The sequence below is a fragment of the Mesorhizobium album genome (genome assembly GCF_033977205.1).
In the GTDB taxonomy this organism is placed as follows: domain Bacteria; phylum Pseudomonadota; class Alphaproteobacteria; order Rhizobiales; family Rhizobiaceae; genus Mesorhizobium; species Mesorhizobium album.
Window position 1 is genome coordinate 69,132 of sequence record NZ_JAVIIW010000026.1, and the last position, 22,928, is coordinate 92,059.

A 22,928-nucleotide genomic window follows, 5' to 3' on the forward strand; every position below is an offset into this window, starting at 1 on the left:
GGTTCGTTCCTATTCCTCGGCGTCGACGGCGACGCCGGATTTCCTGTTTGCCTGGGCGTTTGGATTGCGCGCATGGAACAGATCGAGATCGGCCTCGATCCGGTCAAGCAGATTGTTGCGCACCATGTCGTAGCCGAGCTCGATCGCCGCCGCGAAGCCATCCGAATCGGCTCCGCCGTGGCTCTTCACGACGATGCCGTTCAAGCCCAGGAAGACGCCGCCATTGGAGCGGCCGACATCCATCTTCTCGCGCAGCCGGTCGAAGGCGCCCTTGGCAAAGACATAGCCGATCCTGGCCATCAGCGTGCGGCTCATGGCGGCGCGCAGATAGCCTGCGATCTGCCTTGCCGTGCCTTCGGCGGTCTTGAGCGCTATGTTACCGGCAAAGCCCTCGGTGACAACCACGTCGACCGTGCCCTTGCCGATATCGTCGCCCTCGACGAAGCCGCGATAGTTCATTGAGGCCATGTTGGCCTCGCGTAGCATGCGCCCGGCCTCCTTGACCTCCTCCTGGCCCTTGATCTCCTCGACGCCGACATTGAGCAGGCCGACGCTCGGCCGCTCGATACCGAACACCGAGCGCGCCATGCCGGTGCCCAGGATGGCGAAATCGACGAGCTGATGCGCATCGGCGCCGATGGTGGCGCCCACGTCCAGCACCACGCTCTCGCTGCGCGTCGTCGGCCAGAGCGCCGCGATCGCGGGGCGGTCTATGGTGGCCATGGTGCGCAGGCAGAACTTCGACATCGCCATCAGCGCACCGGTGTTGCCGGCCGAAATGCAAGCTTGCGCGGCGCCATTCTTCACCGCCTCGACCGCCTTCCACATCGACGATTTCCAGCGGCCCTGGCGCAGCGCCTGGCTCGGCTTGTCGTCCATCCGGACCGCGATCTCGCAATGGACGAACTCGCTCACCTCGGCCAGTTTCGGGAACTTGGCGAGTTCGGGACGCACCGCGTCCTCGCGGCCATAGATGACGAAGCGGATGTCGGGGCGACGGATGGCGACGGTCATCAGTGCCGGGATGACCACGCTTGGTCCGTGATCGCCGCCCATGGCATCGATGGAAATTCTGATCACGTGGTGTTTTTCTCACGGTTTGCCTGGCTTGCGGCGGACGCCTGCCGAGGTAAGGGGGCTCGCGAAGGTTCGGCGAAAATAGCGGTTTTGGGCTTCCGCACAACCAACTTTTCCAAAATCCGGACCGCCTTCAGGATTTTCCGAGCAGCGAACGCAGCTTTTTCTGGAATTCGCTTTCTTCCGGAGGATCGTCGCCGGCGGCGTCGAGCGCGGCGCCCGGCTTGCGCGGATAGGGATCGATCGCGAGGCCAAAGAACTGCTCGGCGAGCGCCCCGACATCGATGGTGTCGCCGGAAAATGTTTCAGGGCTGTCCGGCCCGTCGGCGTCGATGATGATCTCGCCGCCGCCCTCGAACCCTTCGCGACCGAGCTTCGACTGCTCGGGCAAGAACAGTGCCTCGACAGGTTCGTCGATATGCGCGGTCACCGGATCGAGAGTGACGATGCAGGCCTGCGTTATGTCGGCCTCGACGCGACCGCTGACCTTGACGCCGTTGCGCTTCCAGGACGTCACCAGCAGCTCGGCGCGGTAGCCCTCTACCGAAAGCAGGTCACATTCGGCGGCAAGTGCTGCGCGCTGCCGCTCGTCGGCTTCGATCACGACCGGCAGGCCCTTTTGCGGCAGGCGGGCGACATTGGCGATAAAAGACACAGGGCTCTTCGGTTCCGCGTGTTTCATGCTCGCCTCCTTCATGCGGCTTCAGCCACCGGGAACGCGACAGTGCCGGCCACGATCGATTCGCTCGGCTGCGCGGCAAGCTGCCGGGACGCCTCGCAGACATAGCTCGCCAGCAGCGGCGCCTCGGGCCACTCGCCGGCGTCCGGCCTGACGTTGCGGGCGAGCGCTGCGCCAAGGGCCGCGCGGTCGTCGTCGCGCAAGGCGTCGCCATAGGCCGCGGTGCGGCCATAGAACATCTTTGCCAGCTTCTTCATGCGCTTCGGCACGCCGACATCGCTGATACCGAGCTCCCTCAGCGAATGGTCGACATCCAGGAAGAACTCGTCGATCAGCACCTGCGCGACCTCGGCCGCCGCTCCATCCTCCCCGCGCAGCCGGTGCTGGAACAGGAACATGTGCAGCGACAGCATCTCGAAGCGGCCGAGCGGCGTGTCCGGCACATTCCAGTCGGAATAAAACACGGTTTGCCGCGCCGCCGCCACGATTTGTGCGTAGAGCGCCTCGGTGATGGCGCGGTTGGCATGACGTTCGCGGCCAAAAAGGCGCTGGAACATTGAGGGTGGTCTCCCGGGGACCTTTTGTTTGATTTGGCCTTGTTGCATCGGCATGCAAGCTGGTTTACCGGTTTTGCGGCCCAGCGCAAGTTGCGGGGATGTGATGGAGAATTGTTGTTGGGTGCGCTGAAGTTCAAGTCGTTCTTTGCGCCTGCCCCGGTGGGCGTGGCCTCGCTGCTGATCGCGGTATCAGCGCTTTCTGCCTGCAATTCGTCCAAGATGTTCGGCGATCTCCATCCGAGCGAGACGCTGACGAAAGGCTATGTCATCGACCAGCAGGCGATCGATTCGGTGCCGGTCGGCTCCAGCCGCGAGCAGGTTCTGCTGGCGCTGGGCACGCCGTCGACGACGGCAACCTTCGACAACGAGGCGTTCTATTACATCTCGCAGACGCGCAAGCGCTACGTCGCCTTCGATAACCCGCACATCATCGACCAGCACGTGCTGGCCGTCTATTTCGGCGCCGACGGCCGCGTCACGCAGATCGCCAATTACGGCCTGAAGGACGGCAAGATCTTCGACTTCATCTCGAGGACGACACCGACCGGCGGCAAGGACCAGAACTTCCTCAGCCAGGTCATCAACGGCGCCAGCAAGCTGGCACCCGGCATCCCGGGCGGCGGTGGCGGCGGCACGCCCTGAACTCGGCCTCCGGAAATTCAGACAATCAAGACCCGCCGGACCGCTCCGGCGGGTCTTTTGCTTGATAGCGAGCCGTGCGGTTGCCACACGCAAAAAACCCACGGGATTGCTCCTGCGGGTCCAGTCCTGGAAGGAGCGCTGGGCTCAGCCGTGCGCGAGCACGGCAAGCAAGAGCAGCGCCACGATGTTGGTGATCTTGATCGCCGGATTGACGGCCGGGCCGGCGGTATCCTTGTAGGGATCACCGACAGTGTCACCGGTGACGGAGGCCTTGTGCGCTTCCGAACCCTTCAGGTGCTTGACGCCGCCCTTGTCGGTGAAGCCGTCCTCGAACGACTTCTTGGCGTTGTCCCAGGCGCCGCCGCCGGAGGTCATCGAAATGGCGACGAAGAGGCCGTTGACGATGACGCCGAGCAGCGAGGCGCCGAGCGCGGCAAAGGCCGAGGCCTTCGAGCCCGAGATCAGGAGTACGCCGAAATAGACGACCAACGGCGCAAGCACCGGCAGCAGGGACGGGATGATCATTTCCCGGATCGCCGCCTTTGTCAGCAGGTCAACCGCCCGAGCGTAGTTCGGCTTCGAGGTGCCGGCCATGATGCCTTTGTCCTCGCGGAACTGCTTGCGCACCTCCTCGACGATCGAGCCCGCCGCGCGGCCAACGGCCGTCATGGCGATGCCCCCGAACAGATACGGGATCAGGCCGCCGAAGATAAGGCCGGCAACGACATAGGGGTTGGAGAGGTCGAAGGAGATCTCGCCCATGCCCTGGAAGTAGGGATACTTGTCGCCGTTGGTGGCAAAGAATCTGAGGTCGTTCGAGTAGGCCGCGAACAGCACCAGCGCGCCGAGGCCGGCGGAGCCGATGGCGTAGCCCTTGGTCACCGCCTTGGTGGTGTTGCCGACCGCGTCGAGCGCGTCGGTGGACTGGCGAACTTCCTTGGGCAGGCCCGCCATTTCGGCGATGCCGCCGGCATTGTCGGTGACCGGGCCGAAGGCGTCGAGCGCCACGATCATGCCGGCGAGGCCAAGCATGGTGGTGACGGCGATCGCCGTGCCGAAAAGGCCGCCGAGCTGGTAGGTGGAAATGATGCCGGCGACGATGACGATGGCCGGAAGCGCTGTCGATTCCAGCGAGACCGCGAGGCCCTGGATGACGTTGGTGCCGTGGCCGGTCACCGACGCCTGGGCGATCGAGGTCACCGGGCGCTTGTTGGTGCCGGTATAGTATTCGGTGATCACCACGATCAAGCCCGTCACAGCCAAGCCGATCAGGCCGCAGATGAACAGGTTCTTGCCTATGATGACCTTGCCGGCGACAGTGCCGATCTCGCCCCAGCCCAAGACCGCCGACGTGGCGATTGCGAGGCCGACAATCGACAGCAGGCCGGTGACGATCAGGCCCTTGTAGAGCGCGCCCATGATCGAGCCGTTGGAACCCAGCTTGACGAAGAAGGTGCCGACGATCGAGGTCAGGATGCAGGCGCCGCAAATGGCGAGCGGATAGAGCATGGCAGCGCCCAGAACGGCGGTGCCGCCGAAGAAGATGGAGGCGAGAACCATAGTGGCGACGACCGTCACCGCATAGGTCTCGAACAGGTCGGCGGCCATGCCGGCGCAGTCGCCGACATTGTCGCCGACATTGTCGGCGATGGTGGCCGGGTTGCGCGGATCGTCTTCCGGAATGCCAGCTTCGACCTTGCCGACGAGGTCGCCGCCGACGTCGGCGCCTTTGGTGAAGATGCCGCCGCCGAGACGGGCGAAGATCGAGATCAGCGAAGCGCCGAAACCGAGCGAGACGAGCGAGTCGATGACGACGCGGTCGTTCGGCTGAAGGCCCATCGGGCCGGTGAGGATGAAGTAGTAGATGGAGACGCCAAGCAGCGCCAGGCCGGCCACCAAGAGGCCGGTGATGGCGCCGGACTTGAAGGCGATGTCGAGGCCGGCGGCGAGGCTGTTGGAAGCGGCCTGCGCGGTGCGCACATTGGCGCGCACCGAGACATGCATGCCGATGAAGCCAGCGGTGCCCGAGAGCACGGCGCCGATCAGGAAGCCGATCGCGGAGGTGACGGACAGCAGCCACCAGGCGAGCAGAAGCACGACGATGCCGACGACGGCGATGGTGGTGTACTGGCGCGCCAGATAGGCCTGGGCGCCTTCGCGAATGGCTGCGGAGATTTCCTGCATGCGCTGGCTGCCCTGATCGGACGCAAGGACCGAACGTGTCGCCCAGATGGCGTACAGGACTGAAAGCAGGCCGCAGGCGATGACGGCGGTAATGATGGTCATTGCCGGATTTTCCTCGATTGATGGCCCAAAAGAACCCCTCCCTGGGCCGTTGGAACGGGGATGAATGCCGCGCTCGGAATCCGCCCCTTCGCTGGCGTGTATGCGAAACAGGGCCTGGAACGTCAAGATATTGTTCGGTTTTTGCCCTGCTTTCACCCAAAAGGGCGAAAGTCGACAGCGCCCGCCCAGCGCCGCCTCCGAATTAGATCGATTGAAATGACGTGGCGTAAATCAGCGCGTGCGCAAGTCGCCGTCCGGCTGGATGACGAAGATCAGCACCGCGAGCATGGACGACATTTGAAAGCAGCTACTCCGCTTCCCGCCCCATGCGGCGCGCGGCGTGGCGCTCGATCGCCGACAACCCGTCATAGATCAGCACCGCAAGCGCCGCGACGATCAGGCCGCCCTGCAGCACGAAGGCAAGGTTGCTCGAGATCAGACCGGCGATGATCACTTCGCCCAGCGTCTTGGCCGCCACTGTCGAGCCGATGGTGGCGGTGGCGAGGCTGATGACCACGGAGAGCCGGATGCCCCCGAGGATCACCGGGGCGCTCAGCGGCAGCTCGACCTTCACCAGCCTTTGCCAGCCGGTCATGCCGGCGCCGCGAGCCGCCTCCATCACGTTGCCGGGCAGCGTGGTGAGCGCGGTCAGCGCGTTCTCGAAGATCGGCAGCAGCCCGTAGAGGAAGAGCGCGATCAGCGTCGGTTTCTCGCCGAAGCCGACCGCCGGCACGGCAAGCGCCAGCACCGCGACCGGCGGGAAGGTCTGGCCGATATTGACCAGGCTGCGCGACAGCGGCAGGAATTCGGCGCCGGCCGGCCGGGTGACCAGGATGGCAAGCGCGACTGCCACGATCGTTGCGGCAATCGTCGCGACCAGCACAGTCCTCAGATGCAGCAATGTCAGCGTCAGCAGACTGCCTTGATTGTAGATCGCCGGCGCGCCGTTCTCGGTCAGGGGCTTCAGCAGCGGCTCGAACCAGCCCGGACTGGCGATGAAGACCACCAGCAGCACCAGAAGCGCCAGCCTCAACAGCGCGGGCAGCCAGGCCTTCATGCCGGCCTCGCGTGCTTCACCAGTCCTTCCACGGTAATGCGGCCGATGAGCTTGCCGTCGCCGTCCTTGACCGGCAGCGCCGGGCGGCCCGACCACAGAAGCTCGGCCAGCGCGTCGCGCTGGCTGGCGTCGCCCGGGATCGCCTCGCCTTCGGCGCCGCCGGGCTCCACGGCATCGCGCGTGCGACCGAGCGACAGCAGCCGGAACGGCCGCTCGCTGGAGCCGACCAGGGTCTCGACGAAGCCGTTTGCCGGCCTCGCCAGGATCTCCGCCGGCTTGGCATATTGCAGCAGCTTGCCGGCATCCATGACGGCGATCTTGTCGCCCATGTGCACCGCTTCCTCCATGTCGTGGGTGACGAGGATGATGGTGGTGCCGAAACGCTTCTGGATCGCCAGCAGATCCTCCTGCGCCTTGGTGCGGATGATCGGGTCCAGCGCTCCGAACGGCTCGTCCATGAGAAGCACATTGGGTTCGGCGGCGAGCGCGCGGGCAACGCCGACACGCTGCTGCTGGCCGCCGGAGAGTTCATGCGGATAGCGCGGGCCATAGGCCTGCGGGTCGAGCTGGTAGAGCGTCATCAGCTCTTCGACGCGCGCCTTGATGCGGTCCTTGGCCCAGCCGAGCAGCAACGGCACCGTGGCGATGTTCTGCGCCACCGTGCGATGCGGGAACAGGCCGTGGCCCTGGATTGCGTAGCCGATGCTGCGGCGCAGCTCGTATCCGGGCAGCGAGCGGTTGTCGGCGCCGTCGATCTTGATGATGCCGGAAGTGGGCTCGACCAGCCGGTTGATCATCCTGAGCAGCGTCGTCTTGCCGGAGCCGGAGGTACCGACGACGGCGGCGATCGTGCGCGGCTCGACGACCATAGAGACATCGTCGACAACGGCCGTTCCGTTATAGCGCTTGGTGATGCCTTCGATCTCGATCATTCGGTATCCGTCCTGCGCCTGGTGGAGGTCATTTCGATAATCGCGTCGAGGATAATGGCCGCGGCGAAGGCCAGCGCCACGGTCGGCACCGCACCGAGCAGAACGAGGTCCATCGCCGTCTGGCCGATACCTTGGAATACGAACACGCCGTAACCGCCGCCGCCGATCAGCGCCGCGATGGTGGCGAGGCCGATGTTCTGCACCAGCACGATGCGGATGCCGGTGAGGATAACCGGAAAGGCAAGCGGGAACTCGACATCGAACAAGCGCTGGCGGTCGGTCATGCCCATGCCGCGGGCCGCATCGTTGGCGGCGCGCGGAACGCCGGCAAGGCCGACCACGGTGTTCGCCACCACTGGCAGCAGCGAATAGAGGAACAGCGCGACGAAAGCGGGCGCGGTGCCGATGCCTCTGATGCCGGCCGCCGCCGCGCCCGGCACATGCGCGGCGATCCAGCCGAGCGGCGCGATCAGCAGGCCGAACAGCGCGATCGACGGGATGGTCTGAATGATGTTGAGCACATTGAGGACGCTATCCCGCAGCCGCTCGACGCGGTGGCACAGAATGCCGAGCGGCACCCCGACGATCACCGCCGCCGCCAGCGAGCCAAGTGCCAGCGTGATGTGCTTGAGACCCTCGGCCCAGAAACCGTCGGCGCGACTGGCATATTCCTTGAGGATGGAGAGACTGTCCCAGTTCCCCGACAAAAGCAGCGCGCCGACGGCAAGCGCGGTGACGGCAAGGACGCCGACGCGCGCCGCAGGCGACAGGTTGAGCCTCGTCAGTACATCGGCCAGAAGCAGCGTGAAGGCGAAGATGAGCAGCCAGAAGCCGGAGGCCGGCGCAACGCGGGCGAATGTGTTGCCAGCGGGCGTCAGGAAGCTGCCGGCAATGCCGATCAGGATGGCGAGAGCGACAAGTGCAAAGACGCTGGCGGCCAGCCTGAGGATGAGCGGTGTTCGCAGAAGCGCGACGATGCCGCCGGCAATCAATATCGCCAGCAGCAGGATGCCAAACGTGGGCGGCAGCGCTTCAAGGATCGAGCGCGCTTGTCCCGGAACGATGCGGTTGGCGCGGAAAGTGGCGAAGGGTGCCGCAAAGGCGGCATAGGCGTCGATGGCGGCAATAACCACGCCGAGCTTGTCGAAGCGCAGGGTCATCGAGACCTCTCCGGAGAAGCGACAGAAAGCTTTGCCGACGTGGCAAATCCTGCAACTTTGGAGATTGGCGAAAGCCTGCTCGACATCCGATCTCCCCCCTTGCGGGGGAGATGGCCGGCAGGCCAGAGGGGGGTGGGACGGATCGCTACCTTCCGGGCAATGGCTTGCGAGAAGCGAAGATTGTTGGTTGGCAAAGCTACAATCGGCTGAGAAGTCGGCGGGACAGCACCCCCCTCTGTCCTACCGGACATCTCCCCCGCAAGGGGGGAGATTGGCAGCTCCGCCGACCGCACCTCTCCAACTCGCACGTGTGTCGCGATCCCCGCCTGGCTACTTCAAGAACCCGTTCTTCTTCAAAAAGTCTTCCGCTACCCCCTTGGCGGGCTCACCGCCCAGCTGGACGCGGCCGTTGAGCTGCTGCAGCGTGGCAAGGTCGAGCTTGGCGAAGACCGGCTTCAGCAGCGTCTCGATCTCGGGATGCTGCTTCAGCACCTGCTCGCGGATGATCGGCACCGGCTCGTAGACCGGCTGCACATTTTTGTCGTCCTGAAGCACGACAAGGCCGGAGGGCTGGATGCCGCCGTCAGTGCCGTAGACCATGGCGGCGTTGGCGCCATTGGTCTGATTGGCGGCCGCGGCGATGGTCGCGGCCGTGTCGCCGCCGGAGAGCGTGATCAACTGGTCCGGCTTCAGCTTGAAGCCGTAGGTGGTCTGGAAGGCCGGCAGAGCCGCCGCCGAATTGACGAACTCGGCCGAAGCCGCGAGAACGACCTTGCCGCCGCCGGAGACGTATTTGCCGAAGTCCGACAAGGTGGTGAGCTTGTTCTCGTCCGCCACTTCCTTGCGCAGCGCGATCGCCCAGGTGTTGTTGGCCGGCGACGGCGACAGCCAGACGATCTTGTTGGCATCGTAGTCGAGCTTCTTGGCGATGTCGTAGGCCTTGGCGGCATCCTTCCACACCGGATCGTCGGCCTTCTGGAAGAAATAGGCGGCATTGCCGGTATATTCGGGATAGATGTCGATCTCGCCGGCAGTGATCGCCTTGCGCACCACAGGCGTGCCGCCCAGCTGGATGCGGTCGGTGGTCTTGATGTTGTTGGCGTTCAAAACCAGCTGGATGATATTGCCGAGCACACCGCCTTCCGTGTCGATCTTCGAGGAGACGACAACCTGGGCATGTGCCGAGGCTGCGGTGATGCCAAGCGCGATCGCTGCTACGACGAGCTTTCCGATTGAAAACATTGTGGAAATCCTTTGCTGTGAGCCGAAGGGTCGGAGGCGGCATATGAGCACGGGTTTAACGCGCCGTCGGGGCACACGGTTTCATAACTGGGAGAACGCGCGCAATAATTTTGTTCCCGGCGCGGATGCCGCGCCCGGCAACGTCCCGACAGCGTCGTGTCAGCTTCGGGGTCCCGGCCTTTCAGACGCGCATAGGACGCTGAAGCACCTCGATTTGGCGCATGATCCTGTCCGACGGAAGCTCGGCACAGACGCGACGCGCTTCATTGTTTCTGTGCGATGCGTACCCCTAGCTGGTGCGCGCTTTTGGGCGAACGGCATTAGGCTCCCGGCGGTCGATAACGGATCGACTTCGCCTTTCGGAGAGCTTCCATCGTCTCCTCGACGCTGAGCAGAACGGTGGTCTCGTACGAACTCAGCGCGCCGCCGGCCCCGATGGCAAGAGCGACGGCGGCCATCGACACATTGTCTGGCGCCTCCCATAGATTCCAGCCATCGTGTTCGCCGAAAGCATACCAGAACCCGTGCAGCTTTCCGCCCGCAGACTCGATGTACGAACGAGCCGCGTTGCGCCGATCCTCGGGATTTTCGATCATGCGCGCCCACGTCTCGGGAGTATAGCTGAAGCGTGTGAGATACATTGCCATGGTTCGCTCCTCCGTCAGAGTCACTCCCCTAGGCAAATTTACCGCTCAAACCGGAAAGGCGCGAATCATTTCCCTATCGGCCACGACCGATCCCGACTTTCAGCGTCAGATGCTGGGCCGGCGCAATCTCATGATCCGCAAGGCGCCGAGCGCCAGGAAGCAGAGCATGACAACCGGGAACACGGCCCAGTTCAGCATGGTCCAGCCCCAGGCGTTGTAGACCGCGCCCGACATCAGTGACGCGAAGGCGACGAAGCCGAACAGGACGAAATCGTGGAAGCCCTGCACCTTGCCCTTCTCGGAAGGCCGGTAGCTGGCGGCGACCATGGAGGTTGCGCCGATGAAGCCAAAATTCCAGCCGAGGCCGAGCAGGATCAGCGCCGTCCAGAACTGCCATAACGCAAGACCTGACAGTGCCACTGCTGCGCAGCCGGTGAGCAGGAGCAGCCCGAAGGCCACGATGCGCTCGGCGCCGAAGCGATGGATCAGCGAGCCGGTGAAGAAGCTCGGCCCGAACATCGCCATGACATGCCAGGAAATGCCGAGCGTCGCATCGTCGGTCGACAGCCCGCAGCCGACCATGGCGAGCGGCGCGCCGGTCATGACGAAGCTCATCAGCGCGTAGCTGCCGACCGCACAAAACAATGCCGCGACGAAGCGCGGCTGGGTGGCGATCTCGACCAGCGGGCGGGCGTCGCTTTCAGCAATTGCCGCGACGATGCCCGTCCGCTTGGACGTATGCAGGAAGGAAAGGATGACGGCGCCGACGGCCGCCAGCACCAAAATCGAGGCGAAGGATCCGGCAAACATCACCGGCGCCAGAAGCTCGCGCGTGTAGATGACGATCTGCGGCCCGAGGATGGCGGTGACGATGCCGCCCGCCAGCACGAAGGAAATGGCGCGCGCCTTGAATTCCGACGGCGCGTTGTCGGCGGCGGCGAAGCGGAACTGTTGGACGAAGGCGCCGCCGACACCGATCACGCCGAGACCGAAGGCGAACAGCCAGAAACTCGCCTCAAAGAGCGCCAGCGTCGCGATCAGGCCGCCGAGCGCGGTGACGACAGTGCCGGTCATGAAGCCGCCGCGATGGCCCAGCCGGCGGATGATGGCGGCGGCTGGCAGCGCGCCCAGCGCCACCCCGAGATTGAAGCCGGTGACCGGCGCCGTCGCCAACGATTTGTCGGGGCCGAGCAGATACTGTCCGGCGAGCGCGCCGAGCGAAATGGCAATGGGTGCCGCGGAGCCGACGATCGCCTGCGCCGCGGCAAGCAGCAGCGCCGTGCGGCGCGCTCCACGACCGGCTTCGGCGACCACGACCGCGGCGGCCGTCATGATGCGTCCTTGCCGCGCCCCTCGCCACGCACCCGGCGCGAGACGCGATCGAGCACGGCGTTCACCAGCTTCGGTTCGTCCTCCTCATAGAAGGCTTTGGCGATGTCGACATATTCCGAGACGATGACGGCCACCGGCACGTCATCCCGCTTCATCAGCTCATAGACGCCGGCGCGCAGGATGGCGCGCAATGTCGAATCCAGCCGTGACAGCGGCCAGTCCTCCGTCAGCGCCTGGCGGATGACCGGATCGATGGTCTTCTGGTTCTCGACGACGCCGGTCAGGATGGCGCGGAACCATTGCGCGTCGGCCTCGCGATAGAGCGCGCCGTCGACTTCCTTACCCAGGCGGAAGGCCTCGTATTCGGCGGTGATCTCGAAGACACCGCTGCCGGCCACATCCATCTGGTAGAGCGCCTGGACGGCGGCAAGACGGGCAGCGCCCCGCTTGTTGGCGTGGCGCACCGCACCGTTATGGGCAGGCTCGCTCACGATTGGGCTCCGAATTTCTCTTTGAGCGCGATCATGGTCAGCGCCGCGCGGGCGGCGAAGCCGCCCTTGTCGCCTTCGGTGCGCTTGGCGCGCGTCCATGCCTGCGCATCGTTCTCGGTGGTCAGGATGCCGTTGCCGATCGGGATCGCTTCCTGCACCGACAGGTCCATGAGCGCCCGACTCGATTCATTGGCGACGATGTCGAAATGATAGGTATCGCCGCGGATGACGGTGCCGAGCGCGACGAAGCCATCATAATGCGTGCCGCCTTCGCCGGCGCCGTCCAGCGCGAAGGTGATCACGGCCGGTATTTCGAGCGAGCCGGGAACGGTGACGACGTCATAGGTCGCGCCGGCCTCGTCCAGCGCGCTGGTCGCGCCTTCCAGAAGCGCGTCGGCGAGGTCGTCGTGGAAGCGCGCCTCGACGATGAGCAGATGCGCCTTCGCCTTCGGACGAATGAACGCTTTGCCGTGTTGGGATATGCCAGCCATAAAAGTCTCCGGGGGTCGCCGGTGACTTAGGCCGAAGCCGGATTGATCGCAAGCACAAGATTGTCCAACCGACACCGGCCCCGCCTCTCTCGACGGTTTCGGCTCCCGCGCAGCGATGTTTCGGCACGTTCCTTGGCTAGGCAGGCGAAGCCTCGAGGATCGAGATCGGTGCCCGGGTGCCGATCACCCGCTCGAGCTTAAGTCCTGCGCCCTCGAACAGCCTGGCGTACTGTGTTTCCGTCCGCTCGAGGCCGCCAGTGACCGCGAGCATGACCACATCGATGGCCTTGATCTGATCCGGCTCGTCGCCCGGAGGCACGATCGTCTCGGCCACGAGCACCCTGCCATGCGTTGGCATGGCCTCGCGACAACGCCGCAGGATCAGCCCGGCACGTTCGTCGTTCCAGTCGTGGATGACCTTCTTGATCACATAGACGTCGCCGACCGGGATGCCCTCGAAGAAATCGCCTGCGACGAAGTCGGTGCGCGGCAGATCGCCTCCGGCGCCCTGGCGCGCCGCCGCCACCCCGGACGGCAGATCGAACAAGACGCCGCTCAAATGGGGATTGCGGGCAAGGATCGCCGAGAGAAGCTGCCCATGCCCGCCGCCGACATCGACGATCCGCGTGTATCGGCCGAAATCATAGGCGTCGGCTACCGCCTCGTTGCTGCCTTGGCTTAAGGCGACCATGGCCCGCTGGAACAGGGCAGCTTGCTCCGGGTGAGCCGAGAGCCAGTTGAACCTCGGGCTCCCGAACACCTTGTCGAAGGCCGGCCTTCCCGTGCGGACGGAATGCAGAAGCTGCTCGAAGGCAAGATAGGCTTCACTGTTGATCATCCGGATGAAGTCGCGCGGTCCGGGCCGATCGGAACGAAGCACTGCACCAACTTCCGTCAACGCAAAGTGGCGCGGGCGAATTTCAGTGAAGACCCCCTCCGGCGCCAGGAGCCGCATCACACGGTAGAGCGGTTCCGCATCCGCCTTCGTGGCGGCTGCCAAGTCTTCAACCAACAGTGCGCCGGAGGCCAGAAGATCGGGAATTCCAAGTTCGATAACGACGCGTAGCGCCTGTGACACGGCAAATCCGAAACCAAGCCTAATGACTTGTTGCGACGGGCTGCTCATGCTTTCCCCTCCAGCCGAGGAGAAAGCTTACGTGGGGTGCGAGCAGATGTGAAGCGGGAAGCCATGCTGAACGGCGGATTGCGTGGCAGAGGCCGAAGCCGCGTTGATCGCAAGCGGAAGACCGCTTGGGACCAAGCTCGGTCCTATCGATCCTCTCGCGTGTGCCACAAGCGCAGCACAAAAATCGTCGCGTTCTGTATTTCGTAGCGAATCTCGTAGTTGCCCACCAAAATGCGGCGGACCTCGCGTGGCTCGAACTCTTCCAGCTTCTCTCCGATACGCGGGTACTCGATCAGCCGTGCTGGCGCAGCAGCCAGGGCCTGCACGACACGTGCGGCCGCCTTGCCGTTTGCTGGCGCAAGAAAATCATGAAGCCTGACCAGATCGGACAAAGCCCTACTGGTCCACTTCAGCTCCATCAACTCGGCACCGGCAGCGGTTCTTCAGTGCTAAGACTCTCGGCCCAGGCCTGAACTGCCTGGTGGTCAATAACCCGACCAGCGTCGACATCGGTCAGCGCTTCAAGCGTAAGCCGCCGGCGCTCCTCCTCCAAATCGACCCACGCGGAAAGGGCTTGTTTGACGATCCAACCGCGCGGACGCTCAAGTCGGGCAGCCAATTGGTCTACCTTCTCCGCCAGCGGCAGGGGAACATGGGCTGTGATTACCTTTGTGTCCATCCGAACCTCGCAATCAAGCTTAATCATAGCGATTAAAACTGATTAGGTCGACGCCTCACAGCCCCTCTTTCGCCGCTTCCGCCAGGCGCGCGGCATAGCGGGCCATGGTGTCGATCTCGATGTTGACGCGGTCGCCCACCTGGCGTTCGCCCCAGGTCGTCACGCTCAGCGAATGCTGGATCAGAAGCACGTCGAAGCGGGTGCCTTCGACCTTGTTGACGGTGAGCGAGGTGCCGTCGAGCGCGACCGAGCCCTTCGACGCGATGAATCTTGCCAGATGGCGCGGCGCTTCCAGTGTGAACCGGACGGCATCGCCCTCCTCCTTGCGTTCGACGAGCTCGGCGGTGCCGTCGACATGGCCGGAGACGATGTGGCCGCCGAGCTCGTCGCCGATCTTCAGCGCCCGTTCGAGATTGATCCTGGTGCCGGATTTCCAGCCCGATGCAGTGGTGAGCCTCAGCGCTTCTTCCCAGGCCTCGACCTCGAACCAGCGCGCGTTGGAGCCATGCTCGGGCAGCGCCGTGACGGTCAGGCAGACGCCGCCGCAGGAAATCGAAGCGCCGATCGCGATGGTTTCGGGATCGTAGGCGGTGTCGATGCGCAGGCCGACGCCTTCGCTCAAAGGCTTCACCGAAGCGACGGTGCCTACATCGGTAACGATCCCAGTAAACATCACAAATCCCTTACCCACTCGGCGTAGCTGTCTTCGCCGAAGAGCATCCGGCGCAATTTGCGGAATCCCGGCGGGATATGGTCGGCATCGATGGGCGATGCAATGCCGTCCTCGCCGATCGCCTCCGGCCCCTGGAACAATACGATACGGTCGACCAGGTCTTCTTCGAGAAAGGCCTTGGCCACCTTGGCCCCGCCTTCGACGAGCACGCTTGCCATGCCGAGTGCCGCCAGGTCCTCCAGCAGTTCCGGCAGAGCCACTTCGCTCTCGTACGTTTCGGTGCCGATGAAGTGCACACCTGCGTGTTCGAGCGCCGCCCGCCGGTGCGGGTCGGCCTCGGGGCACGCCGCGATATAGAGCGGCACATGACCGACGCCGGAAACAAGCTTCGACGTCTCCGGCAGCCGGATCTGGCGATCAAGGATGATGCGCGCCGGCGAACGGCTCTCCAGCCCCGGCAGGCGCACGGTCAGCGCCGGGTCGTCCTCAAGCGCCGTGCCGATGCCGACCAGGATGGCGTCCACCTCCGCGCGCATCAGATAGACCTCGCGCCTGGCAATCTCGCCGGTGATGGCAACCTGGCCGGCGCCTTTCCTGCCGATCTTGCCGTCGATCGAAAGTGCAAGCTTCAGGATCACTTCCGGACGTTTTTTCAAGGATCGAATCAAATAGCCGGCCATCTGCTCGGCGGCCTCGGCAGCAAGCACCTTCTCCGCCACCTCTATGCCGGCGGCGCGCAGGATGGCATAGCCCTTGCCGGAGACGCGCGGATCGGGATCGCTCGCCGCCCCCACCACGCGCGCAATGCCGGCATTGACTAGCGCGTTGGCGCAAGGCGGCGTGCGGCCATGGTGGGCGCAAGGCTCCAGCGTGACATAGGCGGTGGCGCCGCGCGCCAGCTCGCCGGCTTCCGCAAGCGCCTCCGTCTCGGCATGCGGCCGGCCGCCGACGGCGGTGACGCCTGTGCCGACGATCATCGGGCCTGCGCCATCATCGCGCACGATGATCGTGCCGACGGAAGGGTTGGTGGAGGTGCGCCCGGCATTGCGGCGCGACAGCCTCAGCGCCGCGGCCATGTAACGACGATCCAGGGCCGCCTGCTCGGCCTCGCTCAGTCGCGGTCCTGCCATGATCAGCCGGCGTCCTCTTCGCTCTTTTCCTCGTCGCCCTTCAACTCGCCCAGCAATTCGTGGAAATCCTTGGCCTCGCGGAAATTGCGGTAAACGGAAGCAAAGCGGACATAGGCTACGTCGTCGAGCGACTTCAGCGCCTCCATGACCAGCCGGCCGACTTCGCCGGAGGCAATTTCGGTCTCGCCGGAGCTTTCGAGCTGGCGCACGATGCCGGTCACCGCGCGGTCGATGCGCTCGGGATCGACATTGCGCTTGCGCACCGCAATCTCGACGGAGCGCAGGAGCTTGTCGCGATCGAACGGCACCTTGCGGCCGGACTTCTTGATCACGACGAGGTCGCGCAGCTGCACGCGCTCGAAGGTGGTGAAGCGGCCGCCGCAATCGGGACAGACGCGCCGCCTGCGGATCGCCGCGCCGTCCTCGGCGGGGCGCGAATCCTTCACCTGGGTATCTTCGGACTGGCAATAGGGGCAGCGCATGGCGGGCCTTCGGTTGGCGATTCTCGGGTGGCGGAAAGGCTTAGTGCGTTTTGCCGCAACGGCAAAGCGCAGAGACATTTCGCGCCTCAGAGATAGCGAGGCGCGAGCAAGATTGCCAGCGCCCTGCCCCGAGCCCACCGTCAAGCGTTACGGCGCGACATCCTTGGTTGCGAAGCCGCAAGACGTGCCGAGATTGCGGTAGGCCTTGACGAAGCCGTCCATAGGGATGCTGGCAACCGTCTGCTTGCCGAAGGTTACATCGAGCGAGGTGACTTTGCGCATGGCGCGCAACAAGGCGAGACCGGTCTTGGTCTGGTTGTCGACCATCCAGCTTGGGCGGCCGTTGACGCCATCGCTGGAAGAGACCGTCGCCGAGACCTTGACGCCAGGGTCGCCGAAGGTCGCCGCAATGTTCTTGCCGGTCGGCAGGTCTTTGGTGTCGACAGAGATCATGACGGCGGGATAGGCATCGGGCGGCAGGGCGTCACCGGACGAAATCGACAGCGTGAGCGTGCCGGCATTGCCGTTGCCGTCGACAAACGCGGTCGAGGCGGCACAGGTCTTGTGGGCGTCCTGCCCGGTATCGAGCGTATCGATGATCGTGGTCCACCTGCCGAAAGTGTTGGTGGCCGGCAAATTCGGATCCGGCTGCGTTTGCTCCTGTGCAAGCGCGCCCGATACGGCAAAGCCGGCCAGCGAACCAAGCAGGACCAGGGCAGCGGGACGAAAAGTGCGCATCATCAAGTCTCCAGTTCGGAGCGTCGTCCAATCAGGACGACGCAATGCCGGCGGATAAAAGATGATGCGCAGCGCGCGGTCAACCAAGCGCGGGGGGATCAACCGAGATAGGGGTAGAGCGGGAAGCGATCGGTCAGCGCCGTGACCTTGGCCTTGACCGCGGCTTCGACGGCGGCGTTGCCTTCGTCGGAATTCGCCACCTTCAACCCGTCCAGCACCTCGGCGATCAGTTTGCCGATCTCGCGGAACTCTGCCTGGCCGAAGCCGCGCGTGGTGCCGGCGGGCGTGCCGAGGCGGACACCGGAGGTGACGAAGGGCTTTTCCGGGTCGAAAGGAATGCCGTTCTTGTTGCAAGTGATGTTGGCGCGGCCGAGAGCCGCTTCGGCGCGCTTGCCGGTGGCGTTCTTCGGGCGCAGGTCGACCAGCATCAGATGGTTGTCGGTGCCGCCCGAGACGATGTCGAGGCCGGTTTCCTGAAGGCTCGAAGCCAGCGCCTTGGCGTTGGCGACGATGCTTTCGGCATAGGCCTTGAAGCTCGGCTTCAGCGCCTCGCCGAGCGCCACGGCCTTGGCGGCGATCACATGCATCAGCGGGCCACCCTGCAGGCCCGGGAAGACCGCCGAGTTCATCTTCTTGGCGATCTCCTCGTCGTTGCAAAGGATCATGCCGCCGCGCGGGCCGCGCAGCGACTTATGCGTCGTCGTGGTCACGACATGGGCATGCGGCAATGGCGACGGATGCATGCCGCCGGCAACCAGGCCGGCGATATGCGCCATGTCGACCATCAGATAGGCGCCGATCGAATCGGCGATCTCGCGGAAGCGCTTCCAGTCCCAGACGCGCGAATAGGCGGTGCCGCCGGCCAGGATCAGCTTCGGCTTCGTCTCATGCGCGGTCTTCTCGATTGCGTCCATGTCGAGCAGGTGATCATCCTTGCGCACGCCGTAGGAGACGACCTTGAACCACTTGCCGCTCATGTTGACCGGCGAGCCGTGCGTGAGATGGCCGCCGGAATTCAAGTCGAGGCCCATGAAGGTGTCGCCGGGCTGCAAGAGCGCCAGGAACACGGCCTGATTCATCTGGCTGCCGGAATTCGGCTGGACGTTGGCGAAGTTGCAGCCGAACAGTTTCTTGGCGCGCTCGATGGCCAGTTCCTCGGCCACATCGACGAACTGGCAGCCGCCATAGTAGCGCTTGCCTGGATAGCCCTCGGCATATTTGTTGGTCATGATCGAGCCCTGCGCCTCGAGCACGGCGCGGGACACGATGTTTTCTGATGCGATCAGCTCGATCTCATGGCGCTGGCGGCCAAGCTCGTTGCGGATGGCGCCGAAAATTTCCGGATCGGCATCGGCAAGCGTGGTCTCGAAGAAGGATTCGAATTTGCTGGAGGCTGCCGCGGCATTTGACATGGCTTGCTTTCCCTTAGGGCCGGAGGTCTTGCGAGGTCGCCGCGCCATTAACACAGTTGTTTTCGGCCCGCCACGTTTGCGGCGCGAAATTTGCTAGCCGGATTGCGCCAAGCAAATCGGCTGAAGCGTTATTTCCTGTCCCGCCGGTTTTTGAGCAGGGCTTCGGTGAGCGTAATCTCGGACAGCAGCGCCCGCATCGTATGGTCGTTGATCTCGCGGCTGCGGAACATGGCGCGCACGGCGGCGCGCTCCGCCTCGATGCCGGCATGCCTCAGCTCGAGTTCCAGCCGCCCGGCCTCGCGGGCCTCGGCGCGCGCTTCTTCGGCCTCGTCGGAGGCCGCGATGCGGCGGCGGTAGCCGGCAACGATGCTGTCGGCGACCGCGAGCCGGGCTTCCGCCGCCTCACCCTCCTCGCCTCCATCGCTGGCGAGACTTTCTATCCTGGCGATGGCCGCGTTGGCGGCGCCGACACGCGCCCGGCGCTCCTCGGCCGCACCCGGATCCTCGCCTGGCTCGACCAGCCCGCGCGCGATCCCCGGCAAAGCGAGGCTCGCGATGACCAGCGAGCAGACGATGACGCCGGCAGCAAGGAAGATCACCACATCGCGCGCCGGAAATGGCGAGCCATCCTGCATTGCGAGCGGCAGCGAGAGGATGCCGGCGAGCGTGATTGCCCCGCGTACACCCGCCACCGATCCGGCAAGCCTGACACGGAAGCCGAAGGGCTCAGCCTTGCGCTTGCCGAACCGGGCGCTGACCACCGACGCCATGTCGCCGATCCAGATCCAGAGGAAGCGCAGGCCGATGAGGCAGAGCGTCAACAGCAACACAGTCAGCGCCGGCTCGAACAGCCAGTGGCGGCTGGTGAGCTCCGGCGGAACCTTGCGTATGATGTCCGGCAGCTGCAGGCCGAGCAGGATGAAGAGCGCGCCGTTGAAGACGAAGGTCAGCGTCGACCATAGCGACATCGCCTGGATGCGCGCCGAGACCGACAGATAGCGGAAAATGCCGGAGGTCCCGGTGAGCAGACCGGCGGTGACCGCCGCCAGGATGCCGGAGGCGCCGGCATGCTCGGCGATGAGATAGGCGACGAAGGGCAGCAGGATCATCACCAGCACCTGCGCCTCCGCCGGCGTGCCGCGGATGCGGCCGAGTATCTGCAGCGCCTTGGCGGCGACGAACAGCGCCGCGACGCCAGCGAGGATGCCGGCCGCCACGGCATAAAGGAAGCTCAGCGAAGCGGCGGCAAAAGAGAAGCTGCCGGTCAGCGCCGCCGCGACGGCGAAACGGAACATGACTAGGCCGGAAGCGTCGTTGAGCAGGGATTCGCCTTCCAATATGTGCATCAGCCGCGCCGGAACGACATTGCGGTCGACGATCGAGGAGACGGCGACCGCGTCGGTCGGCGACAGGACGGCGGCTAAAGCGAAGGCAACAACCAGCGGGATGCTCGGCACCAGCCAATGCAGGGCATAGCCGAAGCCGACGATGGTGAAGAAGGCCAGTCCGACCGCAAGATCGAGGATCGGCCCGCGCAGTTCGATCAGCTCGCGCTTCGGCGCCGCGAAGGCATCGCCGAACAGAAGCGGCGGGATGAATACCAGCAGGAAGAGCTCAGGATCGATCCCGACATGCAGGCCGCGCGCCGGCCAGGCAAGGACGGCGCCGATGGCGATCTGCAGCACAGGCAGAGGCACCCGAACCAGCCGAACCAGCGCACCGGAGAGCGCCACGAAGGCGAGCACGACGAGAATGAAGACGGCAACTTCCATGGCGCGATTCCGGCACGCTGGCCTACCATGCGTTGATCGGTCGTATCAGCGGCGCTGGCGAAGACTTCGAATTGAGGACGAAAAACAAAAAGGCCGCTTCGTGGCGGCCTTTTTTATCATCAAATTCAGTTCTTTACAGCGCGGACGTAATCTGCAGCTCGCTGTTGCCGTCGAGGCCGTAGATGTCGTCGCGGAACTGCACCACGCCCGGTCCTGTCGACCACGCCGACAGGTAAAGGAAGTGGACCGGCACCGGATTGACGACCTGCACCGGCGTGTTCTCGCCGGTCTTGATCGCCGCCTCGAAATGCTGGCGGTCCCAGCCGGGCGTGTCGCGCAGGATCCAGGTGACGAGGTCGCGCACGTTCTGGACGCGCACGCAGCCGGAGGAATCGAAACGCATCAGCTTGCCGAACAGGCTCTGCTGCGGCGTGTCGTGCATGTAGACGCCGTCCGGGCTCGGGAAGTTGATCTTGACCGAGGCCATGGCGTTGCCGACGCCGGGATCCTGGCGGAAGCGGTATTTCGCAGCATCGTCCGTCGACCAGTCAATGGTCATCGGATCGACTTCGCTGCCGTCCGGCGCAAACAGGCGGATGTGGCTGTCCTTGAGATAGTTGGGGTCCTTCCGCATCAGCGGAATGATGTCCTTGCGCACAATCGAGACCGGCGCGTTCCAGTAAGGATTGACGATGATCTCGTTGATCTTGGAGTTCACGATCGGTGTCTGGCGGTCGATCTTGCCGACGATCGCGGTGTGGCGAAGCACGACGCGCTCGTTCTCGACGGCCTCGATCTGCGCCGCCGGAATGTCGACCAGCACATAGCGGCTGCCCAGCGTGCCGGCCTTTTCCTTCAGGCGCTGCAGGTTGGTCTGCAGCTGGCCGAGCCGGATCTGCGCCGAGACGTTCATCGCCGCATAGGTGTATTTGCCCATCGAGCCGTCGGCCGGCAGGCCGTGGCGAAGCTGGAAGCGCTTGACCGCGGAATCGACATAGGAATCGAAGGCCGTCGAAATGCCGGCGCTCTGCGGCAGGTCGCCCGAGATCATAAGGCGCTTGCGCAGCGGAACGACATCCGGGTCGTCGACGCCGAGCTGAAGCTTCTTGGTCGCCGGAACCTGTTCCCAACCGCCCTGGCCGACGATGTTCTGGTACTGCGCCACCGCCTGCTCGGTGAAGGCGACGGTCTGCTGGCTGAAGATCGGCAGCGTCGAAGCGACCTTGTTCGTGTTGTTGGCGCGGGCGTCGAACTGATCGTCCCAATTGCCGCGGGTCGAGGATTTGAGGATATCCCCGACCACATCCTGCGCGCTGGCATGGCCGGCGACCATGGCTGCGGCGAGCGCGGAGGCTCCGGTAAGGAAGAAACGGCGGCTGGTTCTCATGGACGTTCCAGACATTCTAGCTATATCAAATCTCGCTCAGTTCGCTCTACTGGCGGGTTGCCCGCACTCTAGGGTCGGCAATCTTAACAATTAGCCAACCATGACCCGCGTCAGTGGGACGTGAACATATACCGCCTCGACGCCGGCTCCGGGGGTAGCTCGGCACGTGCCCATAGCCACCCGCATTCTCGCTTTCACCGGGATTATGGCGGCAACGTGGCCTTGGCCCGCGATTTGCGTCCGCGGATACGATCAAGAAAAACGACCGATGCTTTTCTGCATCGCCGATCGACATCAGGTCGGCAAAGACCTAGTTGCTTGCTGGATTGTCCCTACTTCACCCGGTTCGGGCAGAGGGCTTTGAACTGCTCCAGCGTATAGTCGTAGCCGGAGGCGCCTGAACCATCGAGCACCACGTTCTCGTCCGTATCGGTGATCACATAGTCCGTCGCGCTGCCGTCGGGGCTGCGCCCCTGGAAGAGCATGTTGGCGCCGTAGAAGGTGGTGAACTTGCCGGCCTTGCAGTCGGCGGTGATCTCCAGATGCAGCGGCGTCTTCAGTTCCTTGGCAATGCAATCCTCGGTCACCTTGCCGACATAGTCGCGGCAAAAGCCGATGGCGTTCTGCCTGGTGTGCTTCGTCAGGATGCTGGCATGCGACGTGTTGATGCCGGACTTCTTGACGATCGTGACCTCCATGCCCGCCCTGGAGCCGTAGTAGATCGTCTTGGCGGAGGCCGGTGACGCAAGGGCCATAGCGGAAAGCACAAGCAGAAAATAGCGCATGAGCCCCCTCCCCGTCGGCTGAAAAAGCTTCCATCAGCATTGCCGTTCCGTCAACCTCCCCTATAGCCTGGCTGAGTCTCGCCTTTGCCAACAAGAAGGGACCGGCACCTTTCGGCACCGGCCCTTGCTGTTTCCCCCGGCCGCGCTTCTT

The 22,928-nt window shown here is 64.4% G+C and carries 24 protein-coding genes; 1 reads left to right on the forward strand and 23 read right to left on the reverse strand.

Annotated features, from left to right (window positions below; genetic code table 11):
* Positions 1-9: 9 nt before the first annotated feature.
* The 3 genes from plsX to RFN28_RS21455 all read right to left on the reverse strand — a co-directional run bounded on the left by plsX (position 10) and on the right by RFN28_RS21455 (position 2,313).
* Complete coding sequence (gene plsX, locus RFN28_RS21445; protein ID WP_071098650.1) at positions 10-1,080, reverse strand: phosphate acyltransferase PlsX; 1,071 nt, start codon at positions 1,078-1,080, stop codon at positions 10-12.
* Between the two features lie 130 nt (positions 1,081-1,210).
* A complete protein-coding gene (locus RFN28_RS21450) occupies positions 1,211-1,759 on the reverse strand; it encodes a YceD family protein (RefSeq protein WP_320289217.1) in 549 nt (182 codons plus the stop codon).
* 11 nt (positions 1,760-1,770) lie between these two features.
* Complete coding sequence (locus tag RFN28_RS21455; RefSeq protein ID WP_320289218.1) at positions 1,771-2,313, reverse strand: ubiquinol-cytochrome C chaperone family protein; 543 nt, start codon at positions 2,311-2,313, stop codon at positions 1,771-1,773.
* A gap of 117 nt (positions 2,314-2,430) precedes the next feature.
* On the opposite strand from RFN28_RS21455, the gene RFN28_RS21460 reads away from it, so the two are divergent.
* On the forward strand, positions 2,431-2,955 hold the full coding sequence (locus RFN28_RS21460) for an outer membrane protein assembly factor BamE (protein ID WP_320289219.1): 525 nt from the start codon (positions 2,431-2,433) through the stop codon (positions 2,953-2,955).
* A 144-nt stretch (positions 2,956-3,099) separates the two neighbouring features.
* Here RFN28_RS21460 and RFN28_RS21465 read toward each other — a convergent pair whose 3' ends face one another.
* The 20 genes from RFN28_RS21465 to RFN28_RS21560 all read right to left on the reverse strand — a co-directional run bounded on the left by RFN28_RS21465 (position 3,100) and on the right by RFN28_RS21560 (position 22,777).
* Positions 3,100-5,241 (reverse strand): sodium-translocating pyrophosphatase, encoded by a 2,142-nt coding sequence (locus RFN28_RS21465; protein ID WP_320289220.1) that lies wholly within the window; start codon positions 5,239-5,241, stop codon positions 3,100-3,102.
* 307 nt (positions 5,242-5,548) lie between these two features.
* Complete coding sequence (locus tag RFN28_RS21470) at positions 5,549-6,298, reverse strand: ABC transporter permease (RefSeq protein WP_320289221.1); 750 nt, start codon at positions 6,296-6,298, stop codon at positions 5,549-5,551.
* Entirely contained in the window at positions 6,295-7,230 is a 936-nt protein-coding gene (locus RFN28_RS21475) for an ABC transporter ATP-binding protein (protein ID WP_320289222.1), read from the reverse strand. The genes RFN28_RS21470 and RFN28_RS21475 overlap by 4 nt, the downstream gene beginning before the upstream one ends.
* Complete coding sequence (locus tag RFN28_RS21480; protein ID WP_320289223.1) at positions 7,227-8,390, reverse strand: ABC transporter permease; 1,164 nt, start codon at positions 8,388-8,390, stop codon at positions 7,227-7,229. Before RFN28_RS21480 ends, RFN28_RS21475 begins: the two co-directional genes overlap by 4 nt.
* Before the next feature lie 330 nt (positions 8,391-8,720).
* Complete coding sequence (gene osmF, locus RFN28_RS21485) at positions 8,721-9,632, reverse strand: glycine betaine ABC transporter substrate-binding protein OsmF (protein ID WP_320289224.1); 912 nt, start codon at positions 9,630-9,632, stop codon at positions 8,721-8,723.
* 320 nt (positions 9,633-9,952) lie between these two features.
* Positions 9,953-10,279: a GYD domain-containing protein gene (locus RFN28_RS21490; RefSeq protein ID WP_320289225.1), complete on the reverse strand. Its 327-nt coding sequence runs from the start codon at positions 10,277-10,279 to the stop codon at positions 9,953-9,955.
* 105 nt (positions 10,280-10,384) lie between these two features.
* Positions 10,385-11,611: an MFS transporter gene (locus tag RFN28_RS21495; protein ID WP_320289226.1), complete on the reverse strand. Its 1,227-nt coding sequence runs from the start codon at positions 11,609-11,611 to the stop codon at positions 10,385-10,387.
* Positions 11,608-12,102 carry a transcription antitermination factor NusB gene (gene nusB / locus RFN28_RS21500; protein ID WP_320289227.1) on the reverse strand — a complete coding sequence of 165 codons (495 nt, stop codon included), beginning with the start codon at positions 12,100-12,102 and terminating at the stop codon, positions 11,608-11,610. Before nusB ends, RFN28_RS21495 begins: the two co-directional genes overlap by 4 nt.
* Positions 12,099-12,593, reverse strand: a complete 495-nt coding sequence (locus RFN28_RS21505; RefSeq protein ID WP_320289228.1) for a 6,7-dimethyl-8-ribityllumazine synthase — start codon at positions 12,591-12,593, stop codon at positions 12,099-12,101. Before RFN28_RS21505 ends, nusB begins: the two co-directional genes overlap by 4 nt.
* Positions 12,594-12,729: 136 nt before the next feature.
* Positions 12,730-13,719 carry a methyltransferase gene (locus RFN28_RS21510; RefSeq protein ID WP_430678550.1) on the reverse strand — a complete coding sequence of 330 codons (990 nt, stop codon included), beginning with the start codon at positions 13,717-13,719 and terminating at the stop codon, positions 12,730-12,732.
* 143 nt (positions 13,720-13,862) lie between these two features.
* Positions 13,863-14,138 carry a type II toxin-antitoxin system RelE/ParE family toxin gene (locus RFN28_RS21515; RefSeq protein ID WP_320289230.1) on the reverse strand — a complete coding sequence of 92 codons (276 nt, stop codon included), beginning with the start codon at positions 14,136-14,138 and terminating at the stop codon, positions 13,863-13,865.
* The gene (locus RFN28_RS21520) at positions 14,138-14,398 is read right to left on the reverse strand and encodes a CopG family ribbon-helix-helix protein (protein WP_320289231.1); all 261 of its coding nucleotides are present in this window, start codon (positions 14,396-14,398) and stop codon (positions 14,138-14,140) included. The genes RFN28_RS21515 and RFN28_RS21520 overlap by 1 nt, the downstream gene beginning before the upstream one ends.
* Positions 14,399-14,453: 55 nt before the next feature.
* Positions 14,454-15,071 carry a riboflavin synthase gene (locus RFN28_RS21525; RefSeq protein ID WP_320289232.1) on the reverse strand — a complete coding sequence of 206 codons (618 nt, stop codon included), beginning with the start codon at positions 15,069-15,071 and terminating at the stop codon, positions 14,454-14,456.
* On the reverse strand, positions 15,071-16,201 hold the full coding sequence (gene ribD / locus RFN28_RS21530) for a bifunctional diaminohydroxyphosphoribosylaminopyrimidine deaminase/5-amino-6-(5-phosphoribosylamino)uracil reductase RibD (RefSeq protein WP_320289233.1): 1,131 nt from the start codon (positions 16,199-16,201) through the stop codon (positions 15,071-15,073). The genes RFN28_RS21525 and ribD overlap by 1 nt, the downstream gene beginning before the upstream one ends.
* Positions 16,202-16,203: 2 nt before the next feature.
* A complete protein-coding gene (nrdR, locus tag RFN28_RS21535; protein ID WP_040969192.1) occupies positions 16,204-16,683 on the reverse strand; it encodes a transcriptional regulator NrdR in 480 nt (159 codons plus the stop codon).
* A gap of 147 nt (positions 16,684-16,830) precedes the next feature.
* A complete protein-coding gene (locus tag RFN28_RS21540) occupies positions 16,831-17,421 on the reverse strand; it encodes an invasion associated locus B family protein (RefSeq protein WP_320289246.1) in 591 nt (196 codons plus the stop codon).
* Positions 17,422-17,519: 98 nt separating this feature from the next.
* Positions 17,520-18,833 (reverse strand): serine hydroxymethyltransferase, encoded by a 1,314-nt coding sequence (glyA, locus tag RFN28_RS21545; RefSeq protein ID WP_320289234.1) that lies wholly within the window; start codon positions 18,831-18,833, stop codon positions 17,520-17,522.
* Between the two features lie 128 nt (positions 18,834-18,961).
* Positions 18,962-20,605 carry a Na+/H+ antiporter gene (locus tag RFN28_RS21550; RefSeq protein WP_320289235.1) on the reverse strand — a complete coding sequence of 548 codons (1,644 nt, stop codon included), beginning with the start codon at positions 20,603-20,605 and terminating at the stop codon, positions 18,962-18,964.
* 133 nt (positions 20,606-20,738) lie between these two features.
* Positions 20,739-21,992, reverse strand: a complete 1,254-nt coding sequence (locus RFN28_RS21555) for a L,D-transpeptidase family protein (RefSeq protein WP_320289236.1) — start codon at positions 21,990-21,992, stop codon at positions 20,739-20,741.
* Positions 21,993-22,324: 332 nt separating this feature from the next.
* Positions 22,325-22,777 carry a hypothetical protein gene (locus RFN28_RS21560; RefSeq protein ID WP_320289237.1) on the reverse strand — a complete coding sequence of 151 codons (453 nt, stop codon included), beginning with the start codon at positions 22,775-22,777 and terminating at the stop codon, positions 22,325-22,327.
* Positions 22,778-22,928: the final 151 nt, after the last annotated feature.

Bases quoted from the DNA above. Each gene is read 5' to 3' on its own strand.
- RFN28_RS21450 (WP_320289217.1), bottom strand. From the start codon at position 1,759: ATGAAACACGCGGAACCGAAGAGCCCTGTGTCTTTTATCGCCAATGTC.
- RFN28_RS21455 (WP_320289218.1), bottom strand. From the start codon at position 2,313: ATGTTCCAGCGCCTTTTTGGCCGCGAACGTCATGCCAACCGCGCCATC.
- RFN28_RS21465 (WP_320289220.1), bottom strand. From the start codon at position 5,241: ATGACCATCATTACCGCCGTCATCGCCTGCGGCCTGCTTTCAGTCCTG.
- RFN28_RS21470 (WP_320289221.1), bottom strand. From the start codon at position 6,298: ATGAAGGCCTGGCTGCCCGCGCTGTTGAGGCTGGCGCTTCTGGTGCTG.
- RFN28_RS21475 (WP_320289222.1), bottom strand. From the start codon at position 7,230: ATGATCGAGATCGAAGGCATCACCAAGCGCTATAACGGAACGGCCGTT.
- RFN28_RS21480 (WP_320289223.1), bottom strand. From the start codon at position 8,390: ATGACCCTGCGCTTCGACAAGCTCGGCGTGGTTATTGCCGCCATCGAC.
- osmF (WP_320289224.1), bottom strand. From the start codon at position 9,632: ATGTTTTCAATCGGAAAGCTCGTCGTAGCAGCGATCGCGCTTGGCATC.
- RFN28_RS21490 (WP_320289225.1), bottom strand. From the start codon at position 10,279: ATGGCAATGTATCTCACACGCTTCAGCTATACTCCCGAGACGTGGGCG.
- RFN28_RS21495 (WP_320289226.1), bottom strand. From the start codon at position 11,611: ATGACGGCCGCCGCGGTCGTGGTCGCCGAAGCCGGTCGTGGAGCGCGC.
- RFN28_RS21505 (WP_320289228.1), bottom strand. From the start codon at position 12,593: ATGGCTGGCATATCCCAACACGGCAAAGCGTTCATTCGTCCGAAGGCG.
- RFN28_RS21510 (WP_430678550.1), bottom strand. From the start codon at position 13,719: ATGAGCAGCCCGTCGCAACAAGTCATTAGGCTTGGTTTCGGATTTGCC.
- RFN28_RS21515 (WP_320289230.1), bottom strand. From the start codon at position 14,138: ATGGAGCTGAAGTGGACCAGTAGGGCTTTGTCCGATCTGGTCAGGCTT.
- RFN28_RS21520 (WP_320289231.1), bottom strand. From the start codon at position 14,398: ATGGACACAAAGGTAATCACAGCCCATGTTCCCCTGCCGCTGGCGGAG.
- RFN28_RS21525 (WP_320289232.1), bottom strand. From the start codon at position 15,071: ATGTTTACTGGGATCGTTACCGATGTAGGCACCGTCGCTTCGGTGAAG.
- ribD (WP_320289233.1), bottom strand. From the start codon at position 16,201: ATGGCAGGACCGCGACTGAGCGAGGCCGAGCAGGCGGCCCTGGATCGT.
- nrdR (WP_040969192.1), bottom strand. From the start codon at position 16,683: ATGCGCTGCCCCTATTGCCAGTCCGAAGATACCCAGGTGAAGGATTCG.
- RFN28_RS21540 (WP_320289246.1), bottom strand. From the start codon at position 17,421: ATGCGCACTTTTCGTCCCGCTGCCCTGGTCCTGCTTGGTTCGCTGGCC.
- glyA (WP_320289234.1), bottom strand. From the start codon at position 18,833: ATGTCAAATGCCGCGGCAGCCTCCAGCAAATTCGAATCCTTCTTCGAG.
- RFN28_RS21550 (WP_320289235.1), bottom strand. From the start codon at position 20,605: ATGGAAGTTGCCGTCTTCATTCTCGTCGTGCTCGCCTTCGTGGCGCTC.
- RFN28_RS21555 (WP_320289236.1), bottom strand. From the start codon at position 21,992: ATGAGAACCAGCCGCCGTTTCTTCCTTACCGGAGCCTCCGCGCTCGCC.
- RFN28_RS21560 (WP_320289237.1), bottom strand. From the start codon at position 22,777: ATGCGCTATTTTCTGCTTGTGCTTTCCGCTATGGCCCTTGCGTCACCG.